5 protein-coding genes are annotated in these 4,362 nt (G+C 66.7%); all 5 read left to right on the plus strand.

Translation table 11 applies throughout. The features are described from left to right. Positions 1-119: 119 nt before the first annotated feature. Complete coding sequence (asd, locus tag AC1D2E_RS34830) at positions 120-971, plus strand: archaetidylserine decarboxylase (RefSeq protein ID WP_478201631.1); 852 nt, start codon at positions 120-122, stop codon at positions 969-971. Positions 972-1,117: 146 nt separating this feature from the next. After that, entirely contained in the window at positions 1,118-1,444 is a 327-nt protein-coding gene (locus AC1D2E_RS34835) for a winged helix-turn-helix transcriptional regulator (protein ID WP_478201632.1), read from the plus strand. 307 nt (positions 1,445-1,751) lie between these two features. Continuing rightward, entirely contained in the window at positions 1,752-2,102 is a 351-nt protein-coding gene (locus AC1D2E_RS34840; RefSeq protein WP_478176623.1) for an FKBP-type peptidyl-prolyl cis-trans isomerase, read from the plus strand. Positions 2,103-2,408: 306 nt separating this feature from the next. After that, entirely contained in the window at positions 2,409-2,975 is a 567-nt protein-coding gene (gene grpE, locus AC1D2E_RS34845) for a nucleotide exchange factor GrpE (RefSeq protein ID WP_478201633.1), read from the plus strand. A 104-nt stretch (positions 2,976-3,079) separates the two neighbouring features. Beyond that, positions 3,080-4,362: molecular chaperone DnaK (gene dnaK / locus AC1D2E_RS34850; RefSeq protein ID WP_478201634.1), on the plus strand; the 1,283-nt coding region annotated here is incomplete at its 3' end.

Raw genomic sequence — 4,362 nt, forward strand, 5'->3', positions numbered from 1 at the left:
GGTCGCTGCCCCCCGAGGGGGCCGCAGGCCGCCTTGGGGCGGCCCGGCGTCGGCCTGGGCCTGCGAATAAGAGAAGAAGCGATCGATAGAATCGCCTTCCATTTTCCTGGGAACTTCTCTTGTCCGATCGCCTCCCTGTCCTGTCCCAATATCTGTTCCCCAAGCAGGCGCTGACCTCCTTCGCCGGCTGGGTGGCGGGCAAGGAGCGCGGGTCGGTCACGACCTGGATCATCCGCCGCTTCGTCGCCAAGTACGGCGTCGACATGGGCGAGGCGCTCGACAGCGACATCGCGAGCTATCCCAGCTTCAACGCCTTCTTCACCCGGGCGCTGAAACCCGGCGCCCGGCCGCTGGCGCAGGCCCACCTGGTCTCGCCCGTGGACGGTGCGATCAGCCAGTTCGGCGCCATCGAGGGCGACCAGATCTTCCAGGCCAAGGGCCACCGCTATTCGACCACCGCACTGGTCGGCGGCGACGCCGCGCTGGCCGCGCAGTTCCAGCACGGCAGCTTCGCCACGCTCTATCTGAGCCCGAAGGACTACCACCGCATCCACATGCCCTGCAACGGTCGGCTGCTGCGCATGATCTACGTGCCGGGCGACCTGTTCTCGGTCAACCCGACCACGGCGCGCGGCGTGCCCGGACTGTTCGCGCGCAACGAGCGCGTGGTCTGCGTCTTCGAGACGGCGCGCGGCCCCTTCGTTCTGGTGCTGGTCGGCGCAACCATCGTCGGCAGCATGGCCACCGTCTGGCACGGCGTGGTGAATCCGCCGCGTGGCGGCGAGGTCCGCGAGTGGCGCTACGAGGATCAGCAGGTGCTGCTGCGCCAAGGCGAGGAAATGGGCCGTTTCCTGCTCGGCTCGACCGTGGTGATGCTGTTTCCGGCCCCGCCGCTGGATTTCGCGCCGGGCTGGGCACCGGCACGCCCGGTGCGGCTCGGCGAAGCGATGGCCAACTACCCCGCCGCCTGAAGCCGCAATCCCACGAGCCGCAGCCTGCTTGCCGTCATAGCTATAAAACTTGTAGCAACCAGTCTTCTGGGCTATAGTCGCCGGCCGATTCCGGGTGGGTCCCCCACCGCCAATAAAAACTGCGGCACCCCGAGGAGATGAAGTCGATGAGCAGCAAGGAAAACGCGGCGGTCAGCCAATTGCTGGCACTGCTGGAAGCCCGCTACGCGCTGCGCGTCCTCTGGGCCCTTCGGGACGGTCATGCGCAGACCTTCCGTCTGCTGCAGGACAGCGTCGGCAGCATCACGCCGAACACCCTGAACACCCGCATCAAGGAACTCCGCGAAGCCGGGCTCGTGAACCATGGCAGCGAGGGCTACAGCCTGACCCTGAGCGGCCAGGACCTGCTGAAGCGGCTGTCCGACCTGCAGGCTTTCGCCGGCAAGTGGCAGCAGACCCAGGTCAAGAAGACGGCGCCTCCTCCCGGGCCCTGAGGGCTTGACCCCCACGCTCGGCACTGCGTGTCCTCGCTGCCCCCCGAGGGGGCGCAGTCCGCCTTGGGGCGGCCCGGCGGCGGACTTGAACCCCCACGCTCGGCACTGCGTGTCCTCGCTGCCCCCCGAGGGGGCGCAGTCCGCCTTGGGGCGGCCCGGCGGCGGACTTGAACCCCCACGCTCGGCACTGCGTGTCCTCGCTGCCCCCGAGGGGGCGCAGTCCGCCTTGGGGCGGCCCGGCGGCGGACTTGCCGGGTCGTTAAACTGCCCGGTTTTCCACCTTTTCCCAAATCCCAAGGAGCGCACCATGCCCACCACTCCCTCCGGCCTGCAATACGAAGACACCACGGTCGGCGACGGCGCCGAAGCCAAGGCCGGCCACCACGTGCACGTGCACTACACCGGCTGGCTCTACAACGACGGCGTCCAGGGTGCCAAGTTCGACTCCAGCCGCGACCGCAACGACCCCTTCGCCTTCTCGCTGGGCGCCGGCCAGGTCATCAAGGGCTGGGACGAAGGCGTCGCCGGCATGAAGATCGGCGGCAAGCGCACTCTGATCATCCCGGCCGCCCTGGGCTACGGCGCCCGTGGCGCCGGCGGCGTGATCCCCCCGAATGCCACCCTGAAGTTCGACGTCGAGCTGCTTGACGCCCACTGACTGACCCCCACGCTCCGTCACTTCGTGTACGCGCTGCCCCCCGAGGGGGCCGCAAGCCGCCTTGGGGCGGCCCGGCGTCGGCTTGAGCCGCCCCCACGCTCCGCCACTTCGTGTACGCGCTGCCCCCCGAGGGGGCCGCAAGCCGCCTTGGGGCGGCCCGGCGTCGGCTTGAGCCAGCGCAAATGAGGTTCCCGAATGCGCCGCCGCCGGCGCATTTTTTGTCTTGAAAACCGTCCGGCCAGCCCCAAATGGCTGCCTATTGTTCATTTTTCATTGATTTCCGGCGTGGCAGCCGGCATTTTGAGCATGTCAGACCCGCAAAACACCCCATTGAATCCCGACACCCTGCAGGGCGAACCCAGCCCCGAAGAACTCGAGGCCGCCCAGGCCGCGAACGATGCCGACGCACTGGCAGCAGCCCAGGCCGCGGTCGCTACGCTGCAAGCCAAGAATGCCGAGCTGGCCGACCAGTTCCTGCGTGCCCAGGCCGACGTCCAGAACGCCCGCCGACGAGCCGACGAAGAGATCACCAAGGGCCGCAAGTTCGCCATCGAGGGCTTTGCCGAGAGCCTGCTGCCGGTGCTCGACAGYCTGGAAGCCGGCCTGGCGATYCCCGACGCCACCGCCGAGCACCTGCGCGAAGGCACCGAGGCCACGCTGCGCCAGCTCAAGAGCGCGCTCGAGCGCAACAAGGTGATCGAGATCGCGCCGCCGGCCGGCAGCAAGTTCGACCCGCACCAGCACCAGGCCATCTCGGTGGTGCCGGTGCCGGGCCAGGAGCCCAACACCATCGCGAGCGTCCTCCAGAAGGGCTACACGATCGCGGAGCGCGTGCTGCGCCCGGCCCTGGTGACCGTCAGCAGTCCGAGCTGAAAACCAACAAGAAACCCACAGGAAATCCCCGCTCCGTCCCTTGATTCGCAGCGGGTTATCCACAAGTTCACAACAACCTTATTTCAGATTCCAGGAGCAACAACATGGCCAAAATCATCGGCATCGACCTCGGCACCACCAACTCGTGCGTGTCGATCATGGAAGGCAATACCACGCGTGTGATCGAGAACTCGGAAGGCGCCCGCACGACGCCCTCGATCGTGGCCTACCAGGAAGACGGCGAAGTGCTGGTCGGCGCCTCGGCCAAGCGCCAGGCGGTCACCAACCCGAAGAACACGATCTACGCGGTCAAGCGCCTGATTGGCCGCAAGTTCGAAGAGAAGGAAGTCCAGAAGGACATCGACCTGATGCCCTACAGCATCACCAAGGCCGACAACGGCGACGCCTGGGTGGAAGTGCGCAGCAAGAAGCTCGCGCCGCAACAGATCAGCGCCGAAATCCTGCGCAAGATGAAGAAGACCGCCGAGGACTACCTCGGCGAGCCGGTCACCGAGGCCGTGATCACGGTGCCCGCCTACTTCAACGACAGCCAGCGCCAGGCCACCAAGGACGCCGGCCGCATCGCCGGCCTCGACGTCAAGCGCATCATCAACGAGCCGACCGCGGCCGCGCTCGCCTTCGGCCTCGACAAGCACGACAAGGCCGACCGCAAGATCGCCGTCTATGACCTCGGCGGCGGCACCTTCGACATCTCGATCATCGAGATCGCGGACGTCGACGGCGAGAAGCAGTTCGAAGTGCTGTCGACCAACGGCGACACCTTCCTGGGCGGCGAGGACTTCGACCAGCGCATCATCGACTACATCATTTCCGAGTTCAAGAAGGAACAGGGCGTCGACCTGAGCAAGGACGTGCTCGCGCTGCAGCGCCTGAAGGAAGCGGCCGAGAAGGCCAAGATCGAGCTGTCGAACAGCGCCGCGACCGACATCAACCTGCCCTACGTGACGGCCGACGCCTCGGGCCCGAAGCACCTGAACATCAAGCTCACCCGCGCCAAGCTCGAAAGCCTGGTCGAGGAGCTGATCGAGCGCACCGTCGCGCCCTGCCGCACCGCCATCAAGGATGCGGGTGTCAGCGTGTCCGACATCAGCGACGTGATCCTGGTCGGCGGCATGACCCGCATGCCCAAGGTGCAGGAAACGGTCAAGGAGTTCTTCGGCAAGGAACCGCGCAAGGACGTCAACCCCGACGAAGCCGTGGCCGTCGGCGCCGCCATCCAGGGCCAGGTGCTCTCCGGCGACCGCAAGGACGTGCTGCTGCTCGACGTCACCCCGCTGTCSCTCGGYATCGARACCATGGGCGGCGTGATGACCAAGATGATCACCAAGAACACCACGATCCCGACGAAGTTCGCGCAGACCTTCTC

The sequence above is a fragment of the Variovorax sp. P1_H2 genome (assembly GCF_056405295.1).